Annotated in this window: 20 protein-coding genes and 2 pseudogenes; 2 read left to right on the top strand and 20 right to left on the bottom strand. The window is 38.0% G+C overall.

The features are described from left to right. Positions 1-45: 45 nt before the first annotated feature. Positions 46-1266, top strand: coding sequence for an argininosuccinate synthase (locus NHH15_RS07640; protein ID WP_262066061.1), 1221 nt, complete (start codon positions 46-48; stop codon positions 1264-1266). 52 nt (positions 1267-1318) lie between these two features. On the opposite strand, the gene NHH15_RS07635 is transcribed toward NHH15_RS07640, so the two are convergent. The 5 genes and pseudogenes from NHH15_RS07635 to mscL all read right to left on the bottom strand — a co-directional run bounded on the left by NHH15_RS07635 (position 1319) and on the right by mscL (position 7020). Then, the gene (locus tag NHH15_RS07635; protein WP_262066060.1) at positions 1319-1909 is read right to left on the bottom strand and encodes an HD domain-containing protein; all 591 of its coding nucleotides are present in this window, start codon (positions 1907-1909) and stop codon (positions 1319-1321) included. Between the two features lie 12 nt (positions 1910-1921). Beyond that, on the bottom strand, positions 1922-3766 hold the full coding sequence (locus NHH15_RS07630) for an ABC transporter ATP-binding protein (RefSeq protein WP_262066059.1): 1845 nt from the start codon (positions 3764-3766) through the stop codon (positions 1922-1924). Next, positions 3767-5917: an ABC transporter ATP-binding protein gene (locus NHH15_RS07625; RefSeq protein ID WP_262066058.1), complete on the bottom strand. Its 2151-nt coding sequence runs from the start codon at positions 5915-5917 to the stop codon at positions 3767-3769. An 18-nt stretch (positions 5918-5935) separates the two neighbouring features. Beyond that, entirely contained in the window at positions 5936-6421 is a 486-nt protein-coding gene (locus tag NHH15_RS07620; RefSeq protein ID WP_262066057.1) for a MarR family winged helix-turn-helix transcriptional regulator, read from the bottom strand. 173 nt (positions 6422-6594) lie between these two features. Continuing rightward, positions 6595-7020 (bottom strand): annotated as a pseudogene (mscL, locus tag NHH15_RS07615) (large conductance mechanosensitive channel protein MscL). A gap of 190 nt (positions 7021-7210) precedes the next feature. Here mscL and NHH15_RS07610 point away from each other — a divergent pair. Then, positions 7211-8383 (top strand): NAD(P)-dependent malic enzyme, encoded by a 1173-nt coding sequence (locus NHH15_RS07610; protein ID WP_262066056.1) that lies wholly within the window; start codon positions 7211-7213, stop codon positions 8381-8383. 47 nt (positions 8384-8430) lie between these two features. On the opposite strand, the gene NHH15_RS07605 is transcribed toward NHH15_RS07610, so the two are convergent. The 15 genes and pseudogenes from NHH15_RS07605 to ureC form a co-directional block, all read right to left on the bottom strand. Continuing rightward, on the bottom strand, positions 8431-9378 hold the full coding sequence (locus NHH15_RS07605) for an AEC family transporter (RefSeq protein ID WP_262066055.1): 948 nt from the start codon (positions 9376-9378) through the stop codon (positions 8431-8433). Between the two features lie 63 nt (positions 9379-9441). Then, on the bottom strand, positions 9442-13470 hold the full coding sequence (locus NHH15_RS07600) for an isopeptide-forming domain-containing fimbrial protein (protein WP_262066054.1): 4029 nt from the start codon (positions 13468-13470) through the stop codon (positions 9442-9444). A gap of 74 nt (positions 13471-13544) precedes the next feature. Beyond that, a complete protein-coding gene (locus NHH15_RS07595) occupies positions 13545-14393 on the bottom strand; it encodes a PspC-like choline-binding domain-containing protein (protein WP_262066053.1) in 849 nt (282 codons plus the stop codon). Between the two features lie 273 nt (positions 14394-14666). Beyond that, positions 14667-15386: pseudogene (locus NHH15_RS07590) on the bottom strand (YibE/F family protein); the annotation flags it as partial. After that, positions 15347-15502 carry a YibE/F family protein gene (locus NHH15_RS15860; RefSeq protein WP_416386576.1) on the bottom strand — a complete coding sequence of 52 codons (156 nt, stop codon included), beginning with the start codon at positions 15500-15502 and terminating at the stop codon, positions 15347-15349. The pseudogene NHH15_RS07590 and the gene NHH15_RS15860, both read right to left, overlap by 40 nt. Next, complete coding sequence (locus tag NHH15_RS07585; protein ID WP_262066052.1) at positions 15490-16323, bottom strand: YibE/F family protein; 834 nt, start codon at positions 16321-16323, stop codon at positions 15490-15492. Before NHH15_RS07585 ends, NHH15_RS15860 begins: the two co-directional genes overlap by 13 nt. Next, positions 16305-18017 (bottom strand): ABC-ATPase domain-containing protein, encoded by a 1713-nt coding sequence (locus tag NHH15_RS07580; RefSeq protein ID WP_262066051.1) that lies wholly within the window; start codon positions 18015-18017, stop codon positions 16305-16307. The genes NHH15_RS07585 and NHH15_RS07580 overlap by 19 nt, the downstream gene beginning before the upstream one ends. A gap of 117 nt (positions 18018-18134) precedes the next feature. Beyond that, positions 18135-18437: a hypothetical protein gene (locus tag NHH15_RS07575; protein WP_262066050.1), complete on the bottom strand. Its 303-nt coding sequence runs from the start codon at positions 18435-18437 to the stop codon at positions 18135-18137. After that, positions 18434-18841, bottom strand: a complete 408-nt coding sequence (locus NHH15_RS07570) for a hypothetical protein (protein WP_262066049.1) — start codon at positions 18839-18841, stop codon at positions 18434-18436. Before NHH15_RS07570 ends, NHH15_RS07575 begins: the two co-directional genes overlap by 4 nt. Positions 18842-18876: 35 nt before the next feature. Then, positions 18877-19491, bottom strand: coding sequence for a cytidylate kinase-like family protein (locus NHH15_RS07565; RefSeq protein ID WP_262066048.1), 615 nt, complete (start codon positions 19489-19491; stop codon positions 18877-18879). After that, a complete protein-coding gene (locus NHH15_RS07560) occupies positions 19481-20224 on the bottom strand; it encodes an urease accessory protein UreD (protein ID WP_262066047.1) in 744 nt (247 codons plus the stop codon). The genes NHH15_RS07565 and NHH15_RS07560 overlap by 11 nt, the downstream gene beginning before the upstream one ends. Before the next feature lies 1 nt (position 20225). Beyond that, on the bottom strand, positions 20226-20834 hold the full coding sequence (ureG, locus tag NHH15_RS07555) for an urease accessory protein UreG (RefSeq protein ID WP_262066046.1): 609 nt from the start codon (positions 20832-20834) through the stop codon (positions 20226-20228). 35 nt (positions 20835-20869) lie between these two features. Continuing rightward, positions 20870-21538: an urease accessory protein UreF gene (locus NHH15_RS07550; RefSeq protein WP_262066045.1), complete on the bottom strand. Its 669-nt coding sequence runs from the start codon at positions 21536-21538 to the stop codon at positions 20870-20872. Beyond that, positions 21531-21968 (bottom strand): urease accessory protein UreE, encoded by a 438-nt coding sequence (locus NHH15_RS07545; protein WP_262066044.1) that lies wholly within the window; start codon positions 21966-21968, stop codon positions 21531-21533. Before NHH15_RS07545 ends, NHH15_RS07550 begins: the two co-directional genes overlap by 8 nt. Before the next feature lie 14 nt (positions 21969-21982). After that, entirely contained in the window at positions 21983-23695 is a 1713-nt protein-coding gene (gene ureC / locus NHH15_RS07540; protein WP_262066043.1) for an urease subunit alpha, read from the bottom strand. Between the last annotated feature and the right edge of the window lie 3 nt (positions 23696-23698).

Raw genomic sequence — 23698 nt, 5'->3', positions numbered from 1 at the left:
TATAGTAATCTCTAGTTAAATTGTATTTAGGAGGTACAAAATATTATGAAAGAAAAAGTTGTTTTAGCATATTCCGGGGGCTTAGATACTACAGCAATCATCCCTTGGTTAAAAGAAAATTTTGATTACGAAGTAATCTGTTGTTGTATTGATTGTGGACAAGGTGAAGAATTAGATGGTTTAGAAGAAAGAGCAAAATTATCGGGAGCTTCCAAGCTCTACATTGAAGATGTGATTGATGATTTCTGTGAAAACTATGTAATGCCTTGTGTAAAGGCAGGATCCGTTTATGAGAACAAATATCTTCTTGGAACTGCTATGGCTCGTCCTACTATCGCTGCAAAACTTGTTGAAATTGCAAGAAAAGAAGGTGCAACTGCTATTTGTCACGGTGCAACCGGTAAGGGAAATGACCAGATTCGTTTCGAGCTTGGTATCAAAGCACTTGCTCCAGATTTGAAAATTATTGCTCCTTGGAGAATGACTGATATCTGGACAATGGAATCTCGTGAAGATGAAATCGAGTATACGAAAGCTCATGGAATTGACCTTCCTTTCGATGCAAGTCAAAGCTATAGCCGTGACCGTAACTTATGGCACATTAGCCATGAAGGTCTGGAACTGGAAGATCCCAATGAAGAACCAAATTTTGACAAGCTTTTAGTTCTTGGTGTTTCCCCTGAAAACGCACCGGATGAGGGTGAATACGTTACAATGACTTTCGAAGCCGGAGTGCCTAAAACTCTGAATGGTAAGGACATGAAGGTTGCAGATATTATCAAAGAGCTAAATGCTCTTGGCGGCAAACATGGGGTTGGTATTATAGATATTGTTGAAAACCGTGTTGTTGGAATGAAATCCCGAGGAGTATATGAAACTCCAGGTGGTACCATTTTGATGGAAGCTCATCAACAATTAGAAGAGTTAGTTCTCGACCGTGATACTTATGCTGTGAAAAAGGATCTTGGCAATAAGTTTTCTCAGATTGTATATGAAGGAAAATGGTTCACACCTCTTCGTGAAGCAATCCAGGCTTTCGTTGATACAACTCAGAAATATGTTACAGGTGAAGTTAAATTCAAACTTTACAAAGGTAATATTATTAAGGCTGGTACAACTTCTCCTTATTCACTTTACAATGAATCTTTAGCAAGCTTTACCACTGGAGATCTTTACGATCATCATGATGCAGAAGGATTTATTAATCTCTTCGGTCTTTCTTTAAAGGTACGTGCAATGAAGCTTCAGGAAGCTGAAAATAAATAAAATAAAAAGGGATGCCCTGAAATCGAAACCTTCAGGACATCCTTTTATTTTATTACTCATTCACAATCTTACCGGCTTCTAAGTTCGGCTTTACAAACTCCTTAAAGCAAAACTCCCAAAGCTCTGGTGCAGCTTGCGCAGTCACATCATTTCGTTTTAAAATTTGACTCAATTTCACACCATGCTCCACCCATGATTTGCCACCGGCTGCCCCATTTAGCATCATAGGTTGAAGACTGTCTAATGCATTTGCAAATCTGGCATTTGCGGTAATTCCATTCTCAAACTCCTGCCACAAGTCCATAAAATCTTCTGCCTGGTCCTCTGGAAGTATTCCAAAGATGCGCTTTGCTGCTGCCTCTTCTTTTGCCTGTTTCCCACTTTGACCTTCTTCATCATAAGCATATGTATCACCTGCATCAATTTCCACCAAATCATGGATTAAAAGCATCGCAATTACTCTTCCTACATCAACTGCATCTGTTGAATATTTATGAAGTAATAAGGCCATGATTGCCATATGCCATGCATGCTCAGAGTCATTTTCTTTCCGACTGCCATCTGCCAGATAGTTTTGCCTTACAATCTGTTTTTCTTTATCAATCTCCAGTATAAAATCAAATTGCTTTTTTAGCCTGTCCATACTCTCTCCTTCTTAAGCACTTTGCTCAAATTGCGAATTATAAAGCTGTGCATACAATCCTTCTTCTTTGATTAATTCATCATGCTTGCCTTGCTCTACTACGTCTCCATCTTTCATGACTAAAATAAGATCTGCATCTCTTATTGTTGAGAGCCTGTGTGCAATTACAAAGCTGGTTCTTCCTTTCATCAGGTTGTTCATTGCTTTTTGGATTCGGATTTCAGTTCTTGTATCAACAGAACTGGTTGCTTCATCCAAAATCAGCATCTTTGGATTTTTAAGAATTGCTCTTGCAATAGTCAACAGCTGTTTCTGTCCCTGGGATACATTGGAGGCCTCTTCATTCAGCTCCATATCATAACCCCCTGGTAATGTCTGAATAAATCGATGGGCATGAGCTGCTTTTGCTGCCGCCACTACCTCTTCATGAGTTGCATCCAATTTTCCATACTTTATATTCTCTTCAATAGTACCCTTGAAAAGCCATGTATCCTGTAAAACCATGCCAAACTGTTCCCGCAGCTCATCTCGATCCATATCTCTGATATCCACACCATCGACCTTTATAGAACCTGCATTAATATCATAAAAGCGCATCAACAGCTTAATCATCGTGGTCTTTCCTGCTCCAGTAGCCCCAACAATAGCAATGGTTTGTCCCGGTAAAATCTTAGCAGAAAAATCTTTTATAATAATCTGGTCCTTTAAATAACCAAATTTGACATGTTTAAATTCAACACTACTGTCCAAATCCATCTCAGAAAGCTTAACCGCCTTTTCTGATGTAGGACTTTCCTCTTCCTCTTCAAGAAATTCAAATACGCGCTCCGATGCTGCCGCTGTTGATTGAAGCATGTTTGCCACCTGAGCCACCTGCTGAATTGGCTGTGTGAAGCTTCTTACGTATTGAATGAAGGACTGAATATCACCAACCTCAATTTTGCTCTTCAAGGTTAGATATCCTCCTAAAACAACTACTGCCACGTAACCCAGATTGGATACAAACTGCATGATTGGCATCATAATACCGGATAAGAACTGAGATTTCCATGCTGATTGATAAAGCTTTTCATTCGTCTCACTGAAGGTTGAAATCACATCCTCTTCTTTGTTAAATGCCTTTACAATAACGTGTCCGCCATATACCTCTTCTACCTGGCCATTTGCGTTTCCCAAATATTCCTGCTGGCTCTTGAAATACCCTTGTGACTTCTTGATGATTACCGATATAATTCCCATAGAAACCGGTAAAATCAACAACGCTATCAACGTCATAAGCGGACTAATACTCAGCATCATAACCAGAACACCAATAATGGTTGTAATTGACGTAATAATTTGAGTAGCACTTTGATTCAAGCTTTGGCTCAAGGTATCCACATCATTTGTGATTCTTGATAGAATCTCTCCATGGGTCATACGATCAAAATAATTCATTGGAAGACGATTAATCTTCTCCGAAATTTCTTTTCGCATTCTGTAGGTTAGTTTCTGGGAAATTCCAGTCATAATATAACCTTGCATAAAAGTCAGACATGCACTGACTAAATACAGAATAAGCAAGGATAAAAGAATTTGTCCGATTTTGGTGAAATCAATTCCATCTCCACCTTGTACTTTTGAAACCAATCCATTGAATATTTCTGTCGTTGCTTTTCCAAGTATCTTAGGTCCTACTATATTGAATATGGTACCACCAATTGCAAAAATAAGAACCAACAGTAAGCCGACTTTATATCTTCCCATATAATTCATTAACTTTTTCATGGTCGACTTGAAGTTCTTTGGCTTTTCTCCGGGCATCATTCCTTGTGGACCGCCCCCTCTTCTACCAATTCTTTGTCTCTTTTCTGCCATTTAGCCCACCTCCTGTATATCTCTGTTTAGTTCTTCTTCTGATAATTGTGAAGATGCAATCTGATAGTATTCTTCACAGCTTTTCAAAAGTTCTTTATGGGTTCCTTGCCCCACAATTTTCCCTTCATCAAGAACTAATATTTTCTCTGCATGGAGAATCGTACTGATTCTCTGGGCTACAATCAGAACGGTACTATCTGCGGTCTTTTTCTTCAGCTCTTTTCGAAGTGTTACATCCGTTTGATAGTCAAGTGCTGAAAAGCTATCATCAAAAATATAAATTTCCGGATTTTTTGCAATCGCTCTTGCGATAGAAATCCTTTGCTTCTGACCACCAGAAACGTTGGTTCCTCCTTGGGAAATCGGACTATCATAGCCCTCTTCCTTCTCCTCTATAAACTCACTGGCCTGGGCAACTCGTGCCGCATCCTTCATTACGTCATCACCTGCATCTTCATTACTATACAGAATATTGGAACGAATATCTCCTGAAAACAACACACCCTTTTGCGGTATAAATCCAATTCGTTCCCTTAAGTCATGCTGCGCTATGTCACGAATGTCCACTCCGTCCACCGTAACAGAACCCTCTGTTACATCATAGAATCTTGGGATTAAATGAACCATCGTGGATTTTCCACTGCCAGTGCTTCCAATAATTGCTGTGGTCTCACCAGGATTTGCCGTAAAGCTTAATTGGCTTAGTACATCCTCTTCTGCTCCTGGATATCGGAAAGATACATTTTTAAACTCTACCTTGCCATTCCCTTTTTCCGAAATGGTTTTCACCCTTTCAGGGTCTTTTATTAAGGTTTCACTTCTTAACACCTCATCCACACGCTCTGCGGATACTGCTGCTCTTGGAAGCATTACAGATATCATAGAAATCATAAGGAAGGACATAATAATCTGCATCGTATATTGGATAAATGCCATCATATCGCCTACCTGCATGTTTCCGCTATCTATTCCGCTGGCTCCTACCCAAACGATTAAGACTGTAATACAGTTCATAATCAACATCATCGCCGGCATCATAAAAGTCATTGCTCTATTTACAAAAAGATTTGTTTTGGTAAATGCCTTATTTGCATCATCAAAGCGCTCTTCTTCATGTCTTTGTGTTGTGAAAGCCCTGATTACTGGAATCCCTGTAAGAATTTCTCTACTCACAAGGTTAATCCTGTCTAATTGCTTCTGTACAATTTTGAATTTCGGCATTACTACCAAAAAAAGCACGAATACAACTGCTAACACAAGACCTACTGCTACTGCTAAAATCCATGACATATTTACATTGGTTTGGAAGACTTTCCATACTCCACCTATGGCCATAATGGGAGCGTATAAAACCAGACGCAGCATAATCGTCAAAATCATTTGTATCTGCTGAATGTCATTGGTGCTTCTCGTGATAAGAGATGCCGTTGAAAATTTGTCAAACTCTCCATTGGAAAATCCAACTACCTTTGTGAAGACACCCTTCCTGATTGTCCGGCCAACTCCTGCGCCTGTTCTTGCAGCTAAGAAGCCAACTGAAACACTGGCAAGCATTCCAAGAAGTGCAAGCAAAAGCATCTTTCCACCAGTATTTAAGATGTATGAGGTCTGAACCTTATCCATATTTACATCTGCGTTTATATAGGCCTTCTCAATATAAGCTGCTGATGACTGTTCCAGCATTGTATCTGGAATGTCGTATTGCTTCTGCAATTCATCTACACTTGGAACCTCTTGATTTTGTCCAGGTGCCATTTGCTGCCCGCCTTGCTGATTCGTGCCTTGTTCCTGGAGAGCCAAAACGAGAAACATTGGTCCTTTTAATGACTTCTCCAATTTTGATAAATCTTTTTCGCTATCCTTTACTGATTCCTTAAGTTCTAAGATTCCCTCTTTATTCCCCTCTTCATAGGATTTCTGTATAAACTCTTGATCCTCTTTCTTAGACAGCATTAATAAGGACTGCAAATCCTCATTTGTAATATGATAAGGTACCTTTTCACTGATACCTTTTTGTTGAATTCCCACATTCACAATGTCGGAAGTATAAGTTGGCAGGGATAAATCACAATATACCTGCAGAATTAAAATTGCAAATATCGCTGCAACCGTTGCCATATATGGCTTTAAAAATTTAACTAGTTTTCCCATTTTTTTCCTCTCTACATATTATATTGTCTCGCCATGGTGCGAGAAAAACATATGGTTATGCTCTTTCATATTCGAATTCTTTTCCACACTTCTCATTGCTCGATGCAACAAGGCATGAAATTCTTGCTTCTCTTCTTCTGTCATATCTTCCAGCAATATCTGATCGATTTCGTCGGTTATACACATACTCCTCTTTACAACCTTCTCACCTTGCTCTGTAATACAGATTCGTATAATCCGTTTGTCCTTTTCGTCAATTTCTTTCTTGACCAATCCCATTTCTTCCATCTTTTTAACTGCAACTGTCATGGAAGGAGGAGTAATATGCACTTTTTGAGCAAGTTCCTTCTGAGACAGCTCTCCAAATCTATGAAGAGCAAAAAGCACCCATGCCTGCCCTTGCTTAATTCCAACACGGCTCATTTTCTGCATTGATAAATATCCTGTCATATGAAACAATTTCTTTAACAGCACAAACGTTTTTTCTTCTTGACACTCAACCACCTTTTCACCTCCAATTAGTTAGTTTTCTAACTAAATTACTTGTTGATTTTAACAGATATCTATTTAAAATCAAGGGGGATTTGTAAAAGTTCACACTTTTTTAACATTATTTAGTTTCCTAACTAAATAAAGGTCACTACCGCATTTCTGCAATAATGACCTTCTTATATTCTTTATTCTGTTTGTGGTAAATCTGCTGTACACTCTGGACACTTTACAGCTTTTAATGGAATTGTCGACAGACAGTAGGGACAGACTTTTGTATCCTTCTTTACTTCCGGCGCTGGATTCTTCTTTAAATTATTGAACCTATTAATTAACTTAATCATAATAAAAATGACAAGAGCCATTAAGATAAAATTTATAACCTCTGACAGAAAATTTCCATAGCTTATGGTGGCTCCTCCAACCTTTAGCTGCCAGTCCTGAAAATTCGCTCCTCCGGTAACTAAGGTGACAATCGGCATAATCACATCTTCTACAAGAGAGGTGACAATTTTTTAAAAAGCCCCTCCAATGATAACACCTACTGCCAAATCTATTACATTTCCTCTGGAAATAAACTCCTTAAATTCTCCAATAAACCCCTTTTTATCCATGAATTTTTATCCCCTTTCTTCTATATCAATGTGTTCTATACTTAATACTATGTCTTTCCTCTTCCATTCACAAGAAAATATCTCTGAAAAATTATTAAACAATCATAAAACCATGCATTGACTTCAACGCTATATGTGCTAAAATGACAGGTGGAATAAAAAACACGCACACCGAAAGGAGAACATACAAATGGATTACAGTAAAGAAGCAATGACGAAACACGCTCAGTGGAAAGGCAAAATCGAGGTCGTAACCAACGTTCCTTTGGAAACAAAAGATGACCTCTCTATCGCTTACACCCCAGGAGTAGCTGAGCCTTGTCTTGCTATTGAAAAAGATGTAAACTTAAGCTATGACCTAACACGAAGAGGCAACCTTGTCGCTGTTGTTACAGATGGAACTGCAGTACTTGGTCTGGGAGATATTGGGCCTGAGGCAGGGATGCCTGTCATGGAGGGGAAATGTGCTTTATTTAAGGCCTTTGCAGATGTAGACGCCTTTCCATTATGTATTCGTTCCAAAAATGTTGATGATATAGTAAATACAGTAAAGCTTCTTGCCGGAAGCTTTGGCGGAGTAAACTTAGAGGATATTTCAGCTCCAAGATGTTTTGAAATTGAATCCCGTCTCAAAAAAGAATGTGATATTCCTATTTTTCATGATGACCAACACGGAACGGCTGTTGTTACGTTATCAGCTATGATTAATGCTTTAAAGCTCACTGGTAAGGATATCCACAAAATCAAAGTGGTTACAAGTGGTGCCGGTGCTGCTGGAATTGCAATTATTAAGCTTCTGATTAGCATGGGTCTGGAAAATGTAATTATGACGGATCGAACCGGTGCAATCTATGAAGGAAGAGACAATTTGAATCCTGAAAAGGAAGAAATGGCAAAGATTACAAACCGCAAAATGGAAAAAGGTACCCTTGCCGAGGTTATAAAAGGCGCTGATGTATTTATTGGTGTTTCTGCTCCTGGCTCTGTTACAAAGGAAATGGTTGCTTCTATGGCTTCAAATCCTATTCTTTTCCCAATGGCAAACCCAACACCTGAAATTATGCCCAATCTTGCTCTGGAAGCCGGCGCTGCAGTTGTTGGTACCGGAAGAAGTGACTTCCCAAATCAGATTAATAATGTCTTGGCTTTCCCTGGAATTTTTCGCGGTGCCTTAGACGTTCGTGCAACAGATATTAACGACGAAATGAAGATTGCGGCTGCTAAAGCAATTGCAGGCTTTGTATCCGATGAAGAGCTAAGTAGGGAATATATTATTCCCAGTGCATTAAATAAGGATGTAGCAAAAGCAGTAGCTCAGGCGGTAGCTCAAGCTGCAAAAGACAGTGGTGTAGCACGTATTTAATCAAAGAATTTCATAAATAAAACTCCGGATTTTTCCGGAGTTTTTATTTATATAATATGGAAATAATTCAAACTTGAAATCCATAAGAACATGGTAATAATTGAAGCAACTGTGGTAACTGCCACTAGCTCTGCTGCCAAATCCGACGCAACGTCTAAGTCTTTCGCCATGGTATAGGAAGAAACCGAGATAGGGGATGCAAATGCACAGAGCAAACCTACAATGCCTTCTCCGCGAATCCCCATAAATAGTCCAATACTTATGACACAGGCAGGAATGAGTAACAATCGAATCACTGAAACCATCAGAATGGGCTTCAAGTCCGCTTTCATTTTGGAAAACATCAAGCTTCCTCCAAGAATAATAAATGCAAGAGGTGTTGCCGTCTTTGAAAGAGCCGACAAGGGTGTATATATAATTTCTGGAACATGAATCTGTAATGCATTAAAAAGAATCCCGCCTACAGCGCCTAAAACCATTGGATTCGTTAAGCTTGCCCCCACACAATTCAGTATTCCTCCTTGGCCCCTTTTGGCTCCATTTAGCACGAATGCAGCTACTATATTATAGATGGGAATCAGTATAACAATCAATATACTGATAACACTAACTCCGCCCTCTCCATACACTGCTATACTAACTGGAAGACCAAATAGAATCAGATTGCTTCTGTAGATTCCTTGAAAAATCACACTTCGTCTCTTTTTGTCTTCTACTGTTTTTCCTGTTATAATCCATGCAATTGCAAAAACAACCAGCAACGAAATAACTGCTAGAGCAATTAATTTCATGCTCTCCTTTTGAAATACTTTTTCCATGTCTGCCGTATATGCATTTAAAAACACTAAAATAAACATTAATATCCGAAAAACAACTTTATTAATTTCTGCTAGTGCTTGACGGCTTACCCACCCTATTTTTCGTACTGTAAATCCGATTACCATATATACTAATAACGGAAATACTACACTAATTCCCAAATAAATACTTTCCATTTTCTCTCCTAACTAAAAATCTACAACAAATATATCATATCACACTCCTTTCTTTCTTGCACATTATCTTTTTCGATACCATATCACTCCTGCCAACAGCGCCAAAAAAATCATCAGTGCGTATAACACTACACTGCTGCCATCTCCCGTGCGTACTCCTGTGGAAATTTCTTTCTTCGGACTGAATAGAGGTTTGGTGATTGCAACGGGAACTTTCAGCTCTGTTTCCGTCTGCAATGTATTATCACCTTGAGCTGATGCTTTATTTTCAGCACATTCTTCTTTCATTATCTCGGTGAACTTCACTTTATATTTTAGCTTTATCTCCTCATTTTCTTTTAGATTAATACCCGTTCTAATTTCGAAGCCGTCTTCTCTTAACAAGAGCATTTGATCTGTTATTGTTACCTCCTCATTCTGATAGAAAAGATGAAAGGAATCGGCAATCACTCTTGCTCCTTTCGTAATAAGCTTATCATAAATGATGACGTCCAGGGCTGTCGCCTCTTTAAACTTGTTTGTTACCCGTAATGAATACTCTGCCACATCACCCAACGAATACTCTTTCTTATCAGCGGTTTTTTCTAGGGTTAACTCTGGGGGAACCAAATCCACAATTTCTTCATCTGTAAAAGGGGGAATCTTATCACCACGAACCGTCACCCTGTTTTCAGCCTGTCCCACAGCTGATGCTTCTGTATAAGTAACATCATATGTTATGACCAGGGTATCTTTGTCCGTAATATCTAATCCTGTCATCAATTGAAAAGATTTCCCCTTCTGAACCTGGAGCTTATCTTTTCCTATTTCAACTTCTTTACCGTTCAATTTCATTTTAATCGAATCCATATGACTTATCATTCCTTTGGTCTTCATTCGGTCTTCGATTACAACCTTATTCACAACCGAATCCTTTTGAGGATTCGTTACAACAATACTGTACTTTCCAGTTTCTCCTACGTAATACGCCTCTTTATCTGCCTTTTTCCGAACGTTAAGAATCCCTGATTTTTGCATAATTTCAACGGTATTATCATCGGTAACAGGTGGAATGTTTTTGGCGCTGACCGCTCCACAGTTAAGAACTCCTTTCTCTTGTAATAATGCCCGCTCATTAAATGTTCCTTGGTAGCAAACCCGAATTTGATCCTCCCCAGACAGATTCTTACCGGTTCTGATTTGAATTTTCTTTTTATCTTCATGAAAAATCACTTCCTTTGGTTCAAAAACTTCTCCGTTGAAAGTAATCCTCAGACTTTCTTTTTCAACATCTGCCCCCTCTGTTTGGAAAGTATCTTCAATGATTACGTCTTTTGCTTCCGTTCCCGGTATTTTGTTTGTCACATCTAATTGATAATAGAAGCGATCCCCTACATTGTACCATGCCTTATCTGCCGTTTTCCGAATCGACAGTCCTGGATAGGTATCATCTTTTGGAACAATAATTACTTCATCAGCCTTTTCTTCTGGTGTGTTATCCCCAGATACCACAGCAACATTTTCAACGGACTTTCCCACTAATGCTTCCTCTACTATCGCAGCCTGATATTCCAACGTGATTAAGTTTTCCGTTTTTTGATTCTTTGGATTTTGCTTCTCTTGCCTCGTTTCTTTACCATTGTCACAAAGGATATAGTTGTCTGTATTTACACAGTCTCTTTCTAACACTGCTGTAAAAGAATTCCCAATAATTTCAAGACTGGCTGGTTGAATCACTTTTCCTCCCGAATCGGTAAACACAATACTGTTTTTTTGAAGCTTAACACCTTTTGTTTTAATCTCATCCTTAAAAACAACATTTCGTGCAATCGTTCCAGCCTGCTTATTTGATAAATCAACGGTATAAGTCACCAAATCACCCACTTTATATTTTTTCGATTCACGATCTGCTCTTTTATTTAAGGTTAACTGAGGAGAATTAACCCAAATCTTTGCCTTTGCTTCCATATTGTTTTTCTCAACATTTGATGCAGACATTTTCCCTGTATTAATGATTTCCATTCCGTTCTTTTCAGCAGGTACTTTCACTGTAAATGTTATGCTAACAACTTCATTTTGCAAATATTTCCATTGAACGGAGATTTTATTATCTTTCACTTTGATAGAGGGCTCATTGTCAATCACCTGTCCATTTAGAACCACCTTTGCCTGTCCAGTTACTTTTACAGATTTCGGATTGATTATCATATCTTTCGGCAGACTTTCGTCCATAATCACAATGTCTCTCCCCGTTCCACCTGGTATCGTCTGCCGCCCTTTTATGGTATATTCCACTTCTTCACCTACTTGATATTCATATTTCTTTACCTCCTTTGTAAGGGAAATTTCCGGGGAATTGATATAAACTTTACTGTTATCTTGTACTTCCTTTGAAACATTTTTTGCGGCAGCACTTGCCGTATTGATTATTTCCTTTCCATTTAAGGTCTTATTTCCAATCCCATTAAAGGATACAATCATGACTTCATCTGCCAATTCACTTACACTAACAGTCAACTTATTATGAACCACCTTTGCTTTTGCATCTTTGATTCCAGAGACCTTGACACTGGAAGCATCGATTTTCAAATCTTCTGGAAGAGAATAATCCTTCACAATCACCTCTTTTCCAAGGGAACCTGCCACTGTATTCTTTATAACAAGTCGATATGGTATTTTCTCTCCCACTTTATATTCTTCATATTTCTTTCCATTTACAGTCTTTTCAATCGAAAGCACAGGTGCAATCGGTTTTGTTGTTGTTCCGTTTGTCTCTGCTGTATCACCGTTTATTGTTGTGGTACCTTTGTTCGAAAATGCTTTTCCAGTATCAAAGGCCTTTTTATTAACCTCTGTTTTTATCACAAGTTGATAAGTCTCACCCTTATATTCCATACCATCCGCTAAATATTCTGAGCGAATTACCCCAGTTACACTATGGTTATTTTTATCATAGTCAATGGTATAATGCTCTAAGCCAATATCATTTCCATTTTTACAAATAGATGCTTCTATATAATCCACTTCTTTGGGAAGCGTGTCTGAAAAAGAAAAGGATGTATACTTATATGCTCCGCTATAACCAAGTATCTGCACTTTTTGTTTGACTCGATATAAAACTGTATCCCCGATTTTTACTCCATCGTAATCTTTCACCCAGTCACTTCCTGAGACTTTCAAATCCTTTTCCGGTATTGGCGCAGTCGCTGCCATTGGTGAAAAACTAATCGCACACCATAAATCCGAATTATATCCAGACCATTCTTTGACTAAATCAGGGTCGGGAACTTCCGTCCCTGGTTCAAGCAGCCCTGGTCCTTGTGTATATTTCAAGGATCTTGTATACACTGTGTACAACAACTCCGGAGTATTCGTTTCCGCCACAATTGAATTATAATTAAAGGTATCTTCTTCTAAGTAATCCTTAAATTCATCATTCTTGCCTTCCCACCCCAGATCAGAATTTTGTACATTGGTATTGGTGAGTCTTTTCGTATGAACAAGGTTATTGGATTTGAAAATAACACCTTCTCCAAGATTTAAGGAACCATAGAAAAAATACATTCCTTTTCCCTGAAATTTCTCTCCCGTATCTTCATAAAAAAACTCTGCGTGAATATCAAAAGAACTAATTCCTTGTGATGAGTGTCCCTCTCTAATATTTTCCGAAAATGACAGATAGGGAATGGGCTCCTCAATCCCACCCTTACTTGGCTCTGTAAGAGTAAAATTGGTTACTGTAAGCTTGAGCCCAATTTGACGATTATCCAGTGACTCCATTACTCCAGTGTATCGAACTTCTATAGTCCCTGCATTACCTGTCACAAAAAAGCTTTCTGCTCTGTCCGCTCCAAAGCCATGATAATGCCGGGGATCAATGCTAAACTTTGTACGGTCACTTTCCGTCAGCGTGATATGCTCGATGGCATCACTACTGGCAGACATTCCATCATTAACTCCTGGAAGCACTTTATTTCTCCATCTTTCAAACATTCCTGGCGGATAAGTTTGATCTGCTGCTTTTACCATCCTCATTCCAGCGAAAGAAATGGATAGTATCACTACAATTATTCCCAGGAAACAGTTTGTTTTTGCGAATGTCTTACAATTCATTTTTTCCTCCTTTCAAATACATATAAAAAAAGACTCAAGTGATTCATTCACTCAAGTCCTTTCTATTTTACGAACTACAAATCTGTTCTCAGCATTCCCCAATCATAACAACCAGGATACCATTTATCCAAGGTTTTGTTTACAATTGCATCATAAAATTCGCGATCGTTTTTATAATAATCAGCCCTTTGAATCCTTTCCCATTCATCGGTACGTTTCACAGAATAATACATGTAAAAGTCTCTGAATTCCCACTTTGCGGCATCGTCTTCTATCACATCCTTCTTGGCATCTGGTATCCATTTTCCCGAATCATCCACATACCAATCGCCAATCCATACGTCTCGCCACATCCATCCGTCATAGCCCAGGTAGTAGTTCCCTACCCATTGATCTTTTGTGATACGCCCATCCGAGCCAAAATGTTTCCAGTCACCATTACCACAATTAATCCAGCCTGTAAGCATTACTCCATCATTGTTTATGTAGTACTCTGTATCAACGGTCAAAAATTTATCCCGAACCATGTATCCGGATTTATCCATATAATACCAGCGTCCTGAAGAAAGTACCCATTGATTTTTGGCCAGATCTCCGGAGTCATTGAAGAAATTCCAATCTCCATTACTTCGATCCAGCCACCCTCGTTTCATTGCACCGCCAGGCTGTATAAAATATGTTTTTCCGCCCTCTTCGACAAATGTATTATCTGCCATGATTCCATCTGCTCCTAAATAGTACCATTGACTGCCATACCATACCCAATCATCGATTACATTTTCTCCTGCCCCATTATAATACCACCACGTATTTCCCTCGTTATACCATGCATTGGATGGTGCCGCTAATACCCCACTCCCTATGGACAGTGCAGATACTATTACAATCGTAATTACAGTAGCAATTATGTGCTTCGTTTTCAAATCATTATCCTCCTTTCTACTCTTTTTGCATTCATATTTACTACAATATATCATAATCATATTTAATTGTAAAATTATTTTTTCTATTAGTTATTCATTTTTATTTACACATCCGATTTTATAGTCACTTACTACGCAAGGTATCGGAAACCTTGTTGCTTTTTTCAGTTATCAATGTGCCTTCATTGGGTAATTAAAGCCTTAGAACAAGGCTTTCTTAAAGAATTGATTTTAAATCTTTTGAAGTATTTATTATAATACTATATTTGTCTGTTATTTTCCAGTACTTTTTATTAATTTTGCACATATTTTCGCACAAAGTGGAATAATGGCAATGCATCCAATTCCACTGGTAACGATAGCTGCAAGATTTAAAAGTAATGCCTTGGAATTCATAATGGTCATCATTTTATACTGATATTTCCTAAAATACAGGAACATAAATAATGCTTCTCCACAATAGGCAAAAAACAGAGTGTTCATTGTCGTGTTTATAATATCTTTTCCGATTGTTATTCCTGAATGAAATAATTCTATTTCTGAGATCTCTGGATTGTTTGCTTTAATCTCGTACATTCCACTGGCAACTGCCATAGCAGTATCCATTATGGCACCCAAAAAACAAATCAATACAACACATAAAAATACCAGCTCCATATTAATCTTTATTGCAAAAGAATAATAGATTGAAAGGTCTCCTGAAAGCTCAATTTCGTCCAGTCCATTTAAATGCATTTGAAGAAAAATCGGCAGCATAACAAAAAGCAACACCACTGTTGTGATTACAACTGAAAGAAAGGCTGCTTTTGTCTTGTCGTTCTTTTTATTTTGGTAATATAAGGTAATACTATTAATAATGACTCCGGCAATCAGTGTAATTAGAACGGGATTTATTCCCCATGCCATAACATATATACTAATCAGAAATGTAATGATATTTCCCGCTAGGGCTATTAAGGAAATGGCACCTCTTTCCCCGCCGATTGCCAAGAATAAGACTGCAAGCGAATAATTGTAAAAAGTCCTACATCATTTTTCATTTTAATCAGAGTAAGGGGAATCAAACCACTAACGTAGGTAAACAACAGAACATTCGTCATCGTTCCCATAATATCATGCCCACTGCTCTTCCCGATTGAAAAAGACTCTGATATGAGATATTCCGGTCTTTTTCAATCAGTTCATTTAATGTAGCAGCAATAGATACTGCCACATCCATAATCGCTCCCAGTCCAGCAATCCCTATACTGGCGAAAAACAGGCTCTCATAATCCATATCACCCGTCAGGTAATCAAGAGCGGCATAATCAATTTTTGTTCCAACTGTTCTTGCAAATTGAAAAATCAATAGCGTAATACTGACTGTTAAAATTGTCGAAACGATTCCTGCCAAAGATTGTCTGTTCAATCCATTAACCAGTAACAAAGTAACGACTGTAAACACAAAAATCAAAGCTATTGTTGCAATATAAATGGTGTCGCTATTTTCGAAAAACTTTAAGCATCCCAGGAAAATTCCTGTGTTGATACTCAGTGACAAAATCGATAAAACTCCTTTTTTTCCGGCCAAAGCAATCAGCAGAAACAAAAGAATTCCAAGCAATATCAAAACATAGCCATCCCTTCTTGGTCCTCTTAATATTGCATCTTCAATATTTCCATCCTTTCCAACCGATAGAATAACCTGATTCCCTTTACGATATTTAATACTGTCCACTCGTTCAAAGGTGTACTTATTATCCAATTGTATCTTTGTACCCTTGTCTTTGGTGTTTAAGATTCGAATCTCCAATTTTTGTACGTACTCATTTTCTTCTATTTTCACGATTTTCCCAATGGGCACCTTGTAAAAAAAGGTGAGTTGACTCACCACAATTAAGAGAAGAAAATAGAGTATACAAACACTTTTCTTTAGTAACGATTTATACATGCAAACACTTCCTGCTCCCTTACATATGCAAGTCCTGATGATACATTATCATTTTGAAAGAACATTGAAAATCCTTTTTCGTTTAGTTCTCCTATAACTTCTTGTATACGTTTCTTTAAATCCTGTTCTTTCTGATTGCTATTTTCTTTGATGTACCTTAACACATAGGCTAACGTCTGGGTTTGTTCTTTGTCTACAATCTGTTCCACATATCTCAAATCGATTTTTTCATTCCCAAGGCTGAACGAGAAGTCATCCCACTGTTTGATTTTCAGTCTGGACTCTACTACTTTATCTCCGCGATAGCTTTTTCTTTTTTGCGTACTTCCCTGAAAATCCTTGTACCTTTTCTTTTCTGTCCGAGAAATATAAGATTCCTCCAGGGTATCCTTCTTGAATTCACTTGCAGCCGCCTTTGCACGTTCCGTAATATCGTATGCTTTGTATGTGTCCATTTGAATGATTTTATCGGCTATCTGGAAAAAGCTTCCGCTGCTTCCTACCACTAAAATCGTGGAAATATCTTCCTCTTTATATAAGCCTTTCGCTCTTTCTAAGAAAGGTGTAATAGGCTCTTTGTCCTTTGCCACCACCTTTTGCATCAATTCGTCCCGGACCATTAAGTTCGTAGCCGATGTATCTTCGTCAATAAGCAGAAGCTTACTTCCAGCCTCAATGCCTTCTACAATATTCGCGGCCTGAGAAGTACTTCCACTGGCATCCAAAGTTGAGAAGCTTTTGGTATCCTTTTCATTTGGAAGATGATTAATAAAGAGGGAAATATCCACATCCGTAATCTTACGTCCGTCTTCTGCCCGCACCTTCAAGGCAGTATCATCTGTTATAACAAACTCTCTTCCATCCCCTTTTATATGATTGTAAACTCCTCTTTCAATTGCTTTCAAAATCGTAGATTTACCGTGATATCCTCCCCCGGCAATGACTGTGATTCCTTTTTTGATGCCCATTCCGATAATCTCACCTTTATAGGGCAAATCCATAACCACCTTCATAGAATCTGGGGTAACAAAAGGAATCCCGCCTTTCATTGGTTTATTGGAAATTCCACTTTCTCTTGGCAGGATTGAGTTATTTGCAATAAAGGCCACCAGCCCTCTCTTTTTAAGTTCTTCTCGAACCACTTGCTGATCTCTCGCTAACTGAATCGTTTCCTGAAGTTCATTTTGGGGAAGATTTCTGTAATACAAACTTTTATCCACGCAAACAGGCAAATAGTCAAAGAGTATTTTGATCAATTCCGTTGAGTCAATGGTTCTGCCTCTTGCCGGAAATCCAACCTGAAACCGAAGGATAATATCTTTTTCTCTGACTTCACAGGCAGATCGTTGTAATACCTCTTGTCCGCAGCCACTAATGCTAATCAAACCACTTTTTCCGGATCCCTTGGCTTGATAAGAAAACTTCCCAATTTCTTTTTTGAATCGACGAAGGAGATAATCTGACAGTGTAGCTTTCTCAAATCCTTTTCCATAGTATTCTTCTGGGATTTTATTTACTTGGTGTGCTACGGTTATACTTAAACTTGAGGGGGCTGCAAAGGGGTCTCCTTGTACATGCTCTATATTTAATAAGAATCCATCAAATCGATAACTTCCTTTTACTCCTTTATAAGCTGGATAACTTCTTCTGTTGATTTCTTGTAGTTTTTTTCGTAAATCATTGCTTTGAAACATCTTTTCCTCCCTGACACATTTTGTTTTCTATTATAGCATCTTCTCTAAAAAAAAGAGAAGAATTTTAATTGAATAAAACTCTTCTCAAAAACCCTAGAGAAAGCCTGGGCTAATGTTTCACTTATTTAAGGATTGTTTCAAAATGCTTGACTTTGTGATTACTATCACCAACCAAATCATAAGTCCTAATGCCACCACCGATAGTCCAAGATACCCATCATTGAGCATATCTGATGATGGTGGTGTGAAGAATTCTTCTCCCATTTCCACATATTCAAATATTGCATCAACAAACCACATAAGTGCTGCACCCCAATACATAAGAGAAAGTGTACCAAGCCTCAGATCATTTCTTTCTGAATTTATATACCAAAGAATTGTAGATATAATCGATGCAAAAACCGTGATTAATAATGTCATTTTCTAGCACCTCCTTCGGCCACACGTATATTACTCATAGGTGCTTTTTCAATAGAATTGGTGACAAGAACAACTCCTGCCCATACGGCAGTTACAAACACCGACATAGATACGCCTACCGTTGACATTTCGGCAAGCATTTGTGCCGTGTCTGTTGGATTTGATATCGCTGTCAAAAATGGAAACCATGGAACTACCTCCCCATGCCAAACATGTTCAAAGGCTAATAAAGCACTACCACCCCAAAGCATTGTATTAAGCCAATTAAGCCTTCTTAAAAACATGTTTTTCGATTTGCACTCTATCTTTATTTCACCATCTTCTCCTACCTCTTTGAAGTCTAATCTTTTCTTTACAATTGTCGTTACAACCGCCTCAGCAGCTGGAGCTATAAAACATCCCATAATAATTTCCTCCTCATTATTTTTACATTTACTAATTAGCAAATTCCAAACTTAATCCTCGCTGTATCACTTATAGACTTAGCTACCTTATCAAAGTCTGCTATGGAACTATCAATCATTAGATGGCGAAATCTCGTTGATGTGAATTTATGTTTTGTGTAATGCTTGTAGAAATCCTCACGTGCTTTGTCTACCTTGGTTAGATATGTATACGCCTTACCTGGATTATCTATATCTAATTCATCTTTACAATTCAAAAGTCGTTTATCGATTGGTGAATATATAAATACATTAAGCATATCCTCTTCAGGTATTCCATATTGTCTTAACACAAAATCCGAGCAACGTCCTACAATAACACAATTATTTCTTGTTGCAAGATCAACCATTATGCTTTTTTCCATCTCAAACAAAGCCTTTTTCATTGCTGCATTGCCTCTTCCCAATGGATACATCATTCTTTCAAATGGTGATGACAGTGTTTGATCAAATGCAGCAAGTTTTTCGATATCACCACGCATCTCCTTAATTGAATATTCTATTATGTCACGGTCATAATATTCATATCCTAATTCGTCCGCAACTGATTTTGCAATTTTTCTACCAAGACTGCCAAATTGCCGGGTTACCGTGATAATTTTATGTCCCATCGTTCTCCTCCTCTACATATGTTTTTATATAGTTTACTATTCGATCACCACTATCGGAAAGAATGCGCAAAATCTGACCCTTTCGCAGATTTGTGATTGCTGCCGTAATGCTTTCGCTCTTATTAATGGATTTTATTTGTTTTCGTCCATAGAAATATGCCACACCTTGATGCGAACAGCCTTCAAAATATCCCATTTTGTGATATTCATATTCTTTGGGTATCAACCGGGTATTGTCTACAAAAATCAGCCTTTCATTTTCATATACAACCACTCGTGAATGATATTTTCGAAACTTAAATTCCTCACCCATACCTTTTCTGCCACATGCCAAAATGTCCTGCATAATAAATTCCGAACCTTTTTGAAGATGTATTTCATTTTCGCTTACAAAACTACTTCCACCAAAAGGAATAATTGGACAAGGCAAGTAAAACAATGATGCTCCACTCTCTACTGTGATTTTTACATTTTGCGTTGCATAGCCACTATCCATCTTAAACAGCTTTGTATATGATTGCCCTGTTACCATCAAGGAAGCACCTGATTTTACAACTATTTCCACCTCGTATTTATCGCCTTCTAAAATCCCTGCTGATGCTTGCATAATCATAACTTCTGCTCGATTCTTGTCATAATACGGTTTTACAATCTTAAATGGAGCGGTAAAAAAGCAATCTGTGATAACTGTTCTTCCATTATGTACATGAGCTTCAATACGCAATTTCCCCATATTATAACCCCTCAAATAGAACAGATTTTTTTATCCATTCAATTACCTCATCTACACCATCCATACTTATCAAGTTTGTAAACAAGAATGGTCTTTCGCCACGCATTCTCTTTGAATCACTTTCCATGATTGATAAATCTGCACCAACCATAGTTGCAAGATCCGTTTTGTTAATCACTAACAAATCTGAACGTGTAACTCCTGGACCACCCTTTCTGGGGATTTTTTCGCCTTGTGCCACATCAATGACATAAATAGAGGCATCCGCAAGATCTGGTGAAAAGGTTGCACTTAGATTATCACCACCACTTTCAATAAAGATAATCTGCACATCTGGAAACTTTGCTGCCATTTCTTCAACGGCTTCCAGATTCATTGAGCAGTCCTCTCGTATAGCAGTATGCGGACAACCTCCTGTTTCCACACCTACAATTCTTTCTGAATCCAGTTTGGAATTTTTGATAAGGAACTCCGCATCCTCTTTTGTATATATGTCATTTGTTACAACACAAATACTATATTCATCTGATATTTTTCGGGTCAATCTTTCGATCAAAGCCGTTTTCCCTGAACCTACTGGCCCCCCGACACCAATTTTTATATAGCTCATATTTATATTCATTCCTTTCTTGGTTCAAAATTTGATTAAGAAATATATAGCCTGGTATATAATGTTTCATGTTGCATTGACCGGATATCAAATCCACAACCTGAAGCACCCAAATCCATCATTTTTGTGTTAATTGCAGTTGTGACTGCTTTTGGGATATGCTCCATCAATTCATAAATGGCTATCTGTCCGTCAAGCTGCCTTAGAGGCACCATTTTAACAGCATGGTTTACAGCCGTAGATATTAAACTGTAACAATATAACTCCAAAGCCTCTTGGAGATTAATATTAAGCTCCTTTATAAACAGTCCCATCGAAATCCCATAATGTCCTTCACATTCCCCATTTTTAATCTGATTTTGATATTGAATTAATCTTGGATATGAATTCATTTTGGTATGCAATTTTAAAAAACGTGAACATTGCTTGATACTGCCTTGGCGTATTTCAATCGGTGCTTTTAAAGAAGAACATAGTAAATCCAACTTAGCAATATCCTCAACTTCATATGCTTTTGCAGCAAATGCAAGGTCATTAAAGGACAGCATATACAAATACGAATCAAGATATGCGGCGAGGGTTTTATAGTCATACACTATTCCCTTTTGAACATAAGTTTCCATTCCATTTGATAGCGTGTATCCGCCAATAGGAAATAGAGGGTCAAGGGTCTGCACAAGTTTTAAAATATTTTGATTATTCATGGTGATGGGAATGCCCTTGACACTCAATAAATCCAACAAACTTCTCTATCACTTTTTCTGCCGAAAATCCCAATTTTATTAAATATGCCAGAGTCGGTTCATCAAAAGGTATCTTTACGCAATCAGCTTCAATAGCTGGAGAAATATGGCGGTTACCAATTTCAAAACAAGCTCTGCCCATTTCCTTAATGTCATTAATCCTAATCTTGATTAATTCCGTTGGAGTAAGCTGTACTGCAATGATTTTTTCGTCATCTTCAAACAAAATATCACCATCATTAAGTGGCTTGTGTAAACGAAGTCCTATCTCAACGCCTTCTTCTGATACTTTTTTTAAAAGACGTTTATCTCTTTCAAACCATTCGACATTTACATAATCTATTTTTTTATTCGTATCACCGATACTGCCTATTATTTTCTCGATAATCATTTATATATCCTTTCTTAAAACAGATAATATTTCTGAGTAAGTGGTAATTCTGTTGCCGCTTCACAAATAATTTCCTCACCATCTACAGTAACCTTATATGTTTCAGCATCCACCTGTATATCACCGCAACGATTATTAAATTTCATATCTGACTTGCGAATGTCACGACAATTTTCAACAGGAAGCACAACTCTTGAAAGTCCAAGCCGTTCTTTTATGCCCTGCTCATGTGCTATTTTTGATGTAAATGTTATACAGCTTCTTTTTCTTGCAAGGCCATATGCTCCAAACATTTTTGTGTACACTATTGGTTGCGGAGTCGGAATAGATGCATTTGCATCTCCCATTTTCGAAGCAGTAATCATTCCACCTTTTATTATCATTTCTGGCTTAACACCAAACATGGCTGGTTTCCATAAAACCAAATCTGCATACTTTCCCTGTTCGACTGATCCAATATATTTTGATAAGCCATGAGTGATTGCAGGGTTTATTGTATATTTTGAGATATAGCGTTTCACTCGAAAATTATCGTTTCTTTCATTGTCCTCTAGTAATACTCCACGTTGTGTTTTCATCTTTGAAGCACTTTGCCACGTTCTTGTTATAACCTCACCCACACGACCCATGGCTTGCGAATCGCTGCTCATCATCGAAAAAATACCCATATCATGAAGTATATCTTCCGCAGCTATCGTTTCAGGACGAATTCTTGAATCTGCAAAGGCTACATCTTCCTTAACACGATTGTCCAAATGATGGCATACCATAAGCATATCTAAATGTTCATCGACTGTGTTGATTGTAAATGGCATTGTTGGATTTGTGGAAGAGGGCAATATATTTGGAAAAGCTGCTGCTCTTATAATATCTGGTGCATGACCGCCACCTGCACCTTCTGTATGGTATGTGTGAATTGTTCGGTTGTCAATTGCATTTAGAGTATCTTCCACAAATCCAGCTTCATTTAAGGTATCCGTATGAATGGATACCTGAACATCGTATTTATCTGCGGTTTCTAATGCTTTGTTAATTACCGAAGGAGTTGACCCCCAATCCTCATGAATTTTGAGCCCACACGCACCTGCCTCAACTTGTTCGGCAAGTGCATTTATATCTGCACAGTTTCCTTTGGCCAAAAAACCAAGATTCATAGGATATGCCTCTGCCGCTTCTATCATCTTTTCCAAATTGAATTTACCTGGAGTACAGGTGGTCGCATTTGTTCCATCGGCAGGTCCCGTTCCTCCTCCTATCATTGTCGTGATACCTGAGTACAATGCTGTTTCAATTTGTGTTGGACTTATAAAATGAATATGCGTATCAATTCCGCCAGCAGTTAATAGCAGACCTTCACCAGCAATTATTTCGGTAGATGCACCTACAATTAATTCAGGGGATACACCATCCATTATATCGGGATTACCTGCTTTTCCAATTCCGCAAATTTTCCCTTTTTTCAACCCGACATCCCCTTTAATAATACCCGTATAGTCAACAATTACCGCATTCGTGATAACTGTATCCGGGCATTTATCATCTGGTATTGTGGAACATTGCCCCATTCCATCACGAAGGGATTTACCACCACCAAATTTAGCTTCATCACCTTTTACGGTCAAATCTTTTTCAACTTCTATGATTAATGATGTGTCAGCAAGTCGGATTCTATCGCCAACTGTTGCACCGTACATGTCAGCATACTGCTTTCTACTTAATTTAAACATTGT

Origin of the sequence: Aequitasia blattaphilus, from assembly GCF_024721305.1 — a bacterium.
GTDB classification, from domain to species: Bacteria; Bacillota; Clostridia; order Lachnospirales; family Lachnospiraceae; genus Aequitasia; species Aequitasia blattaphila.
The sequence above is the reverse complement of the archived record's forward strand: the minus strand, read 5'-3'. Positions and strand labels throughout refer to the sequence as shown.

What these genes read in the sequence shown, in the direction of transcription:
- NHH15_RS07605 (WP_262066055.1), bottom strand. Translation starts at nt 9,378, where the DNA reads ATGGAAAGTATTTATTTGGGAATTAGTGTAGTATTTCCGTTATTAGTA.
- NHH15_RS07580 (WP_262066051.1), bottom strand. Translation starts at nt 18,017, where the DNA reads ATGTTTCAAAGCAATGATTTACGAAAAAAACTACAAGAAATCAACAGA.
- NHH15_RS07550 (WP_262066045.1), bottom strand. Translation starts at nt 21,538, where the DNA reads ATGAATAATCAAAATATTTTAAAACTTGTGCAGACCCTTGACCCTCTA.
- ureG (WP_262066046.1), bottom strand. Translation starts at nt 20,834, where the DNA reads ATGAGCTATATAAAAATTGGTGTCGGGGGGCCAGTAGGTTCAGGGAAA.
- NHH15_RS07545 (WP_262066044.1), bottom strand. Translation starts at nt 21,968, where the DNA reads ATGATTATCGAGAAAATAATAGGCAGTATCGGTGATACGAATAAAAAA.
- NHH15_RS07560 (WP_262066047.1), bottom strand. Translation starts at nt 20,224, where the DNA reads ATGGGGAAATTGCGTATTGAAGCTCATGTACATAATGGAAGAACAGTT.
- NHH15_RS07575 (WP_262066050.1), bottom strand. Translation starts at nt 18,437, where the DNA reads ATGACATTATTAATCACGGTTTTTGCATCGATTATATCTACAATTCTT.
- NHH15_RS07585 (WP_262066052.1), bottom strand. Translation starts at nt 16,323, where the DNA reads ATGTATAAATCGTTACTAAAGAAAAGTGTTTGTATACTCTATTTTCTT.
- NHH15_RS07640 (WP_262066061.1), top strand. Translation starts at nt 46, where the DNA reads ATGAAAGAAAAAGTTGTTTTAGCATATTCCGGGGGCTTAGATACTACA.
- NHH15_RS07565 (WP_262066048.1), bottom strand. Translation starts at nt 19,491, where the DNA reads ATGGGACATAAAATTATCACGGTAACCCGGCAATTTGGCAGTCTTGGT.
- ureC (WP_262066043.1), bottom strand. Translation starts at nt 23,695, where the DNA reads ATGTTTAAATTAAGTAGAAAGCAGTATGCTGACATGTACGGTGCAACA.
- NHH15_RS07570 (WP_262066049.1), bottom strand. Translation starts at nt 18,841, where the DNA reads ATGGGATGTTTTATAGCTCCAGCTGCTGAGGCGGTTGTAACGACAATT.
- NHH15_RS07625 (WP_262066058.1), bottom strand. Translation starts at nt 5,917, where the DNA reads ATGGGAAAACTAGTTAAATTTTTAAAGCCATATATGGCAACGGTTGCA.
- NHH15_RS07630 (WP_262066059.1), bottom strand. Translation starts at nt 3,766, where the DNA reads ATGGCAGAAAAGAGACAAAGAATTGGTAGAAGAGGGGGCGGTCCACAA.
- NHH15_RS07610 (WP_262066056.1), top strand. Translation starts at nt 7,211, where the DNA reads ATGGATTACAGTAAAGAAGCAATGACGAAACACGCTCAGTGGAAAGGC.
- NHH15_RS15860 (WP_416386576.1), bottom strand. Translation starts at nt 15,502, where the DNA reads ATGGGAACGATGACGAATGTTCTGTTGTTTACCTACGTTAGTGGTTTG.
- NHH15_RS07635 (WP_262066060.1), bottom strand. Translation starts at nt 1,909, where the DNA reads ATGGACAGGCTAAAAAAGCAATTTGATTTTATACTGGAGATTGATAAA.
- NHH15_RS07600 (WP_262066054.1), bottom strand. Translation starts at nt 13,470, where the DNA reads ATGAATTGTAAGACATTCGCAAAAACAAACTGTTTCCTGGGAATAATT.